General features: G+C 65.7%; 2 protein-coding genes. Both read right to left on the bottom strand.

What is annotated here, in order from left to right:
* Positions 1-82: 82 nt before the first annotated feature.
* Positions 83-643, bottom strand: coding sequence for an HNH endonuclease (locus tag NS365_RS22935; RefSeq protein ID WP_058602598.1), 561 nt, complete (start codon positions 641-643; stop codon positions 83-85).
* Between the two features lie 136 nt (positions 644-779).
* On the bottom strand, positions 780-1,433 hold the full coding sequence (locus NS365_RS22930; protein WP_082684799.1) for a DNA-3-methyladenine glycosylase family protein: 654 nt from the start codon (positions 1,431-1,433) through the stop codon (positions 780-782).
* Positions 1,434-1,444: the final 11 nt, after the last annotated feature.

Genomic DNA, 1,444 nt, shown 5'->3' with positions numbered 1-1,444 from the left:
GGGCGCGAGACGACGCATCACCAACGGTGCCCATTTGCACGAAGCCCCTGTGGGCCGAACCGTAGGGTTCTGTCCCTGATTCTTATTCCGGGTCGAGTTCCGAATCCCAATAGAGATAGTCGAGCCAGCTTTCATGCAGGAAGTTCGGCGGGAACAGCCGGCCATTGTTGTGCAGATCGTGCACGGTCGGCTGGTAGGGCGGCTGGTGCGGGTGCATCCCGGCGTCCTTCGGCATGAGCCCGCCCTTCTTCAGATTGCAGGGCGAACACGCTGTGATGACGTTCTCCCACGTGGTCAGGCCGCCGCGCGAGCGCGGGATGACGTGATCGAAGGTCAAATCGTGCGGCGAGCCGCAATACTGGCACTGGAAGCGATCGCGCAGGAAGACGTTGAAGCGCGTGAAAGCCGGGTGACGTGTTGGTTTGACATAGGTCTTCAGGCACACGACCGAGGGAAGCCGCATGGAGAAGGTCGGCGAATGGACCGCGCGATCATACTCCGCCAGAATCGTCACGCGGTCGAGGAACACAGCCTTGATGGCGTCCTGCCACGACCAAAGCGACAGCGGATAATAACTCAGCGGTCTGAAGTCCGCGTTCAACACGAGCGCGGGAGACAAGTTGGACGGCACTGCGATCGTCAAGGATGCTCTCCTTCACGCAAGGCAGCGGTTTCGCAAGAACGGGAGCCGGCCGTGCGAACCGTATGCTCATGCTCGTTTCAAATGCGTCTGCACTATCGTGCTCCAACATGTCGTCTTTGTGAAGCCTTGGAAGGGGTTAGCCGGCATCATGGTTCACATCGGGCGGGTTTTCCCGAGCGATGGGCGGTGCGGCGGGCGCAGCATCCCGCCGCGTGATGGCGGCATAATAGCTCCAGAACAGCCTCGCGGCCGTGGCGCGGTGCGGCGACCAGCGCTCGGCGAGCTGGGCCAGCGGCTTCTCCTTGGGCCGTTCGGCCAGGTTCAGCGCGTGGCCGACCGCAACCTGAAGGGCCAGATCGCCCGCCGGAAAGACATCCGGGTGGCCCAAGGCGAACAGGAGATGGCACTCCGCCGTCCAGCGTCCGATCCCGTGAATCGCTACCATCTCGGCGATGGCGCTGTCCGCGTCGAGCCGCTCCAGCCGGTCGAAGTCCAGCGCGCCGGTCGTGACGGCCTCAGCGATGGCGCGCAGCGTGCGCATCTTGGGGCGCGACAGACCGCCCCGACGTAGCGCCTCGTCCGACGCGCCTAAAAGCGCCGCCGCGTCGTCGAGATCCACCTCGCCCGCCAACCGCGCGAAGATCGCGTCCGCGCTCGCCCGCGACACCTGCTGGGCGGTGATCGTGCCGACCAGCCCACGCAGGCCGCCGGCCGTGCGTCGCAGCGGCACGGGGCCGGCGCGCGCCACGACCGGGGCGAGACGCGGATCGGCCCGAACCAGAGCGTCCAGTGCCGCTTCCA

The sequence above is a fragment of the Aureimonas ureilytica genome (genome assembly GCF_001475935.1).
In the GTDB taxonomy this organism is placed as follows: Bacteria; Pseudomonadota; Alphaproteobacteria; order Rhizobiales; family Rhizobiaceae; genus Aureimonas; species Aureimonas ureilytica_A.
The sequence above is the reverse complement of the archived record's forward strand: the minus strand, read 5'-3'. Positions and strand labels throughout refer to the sequence as shown.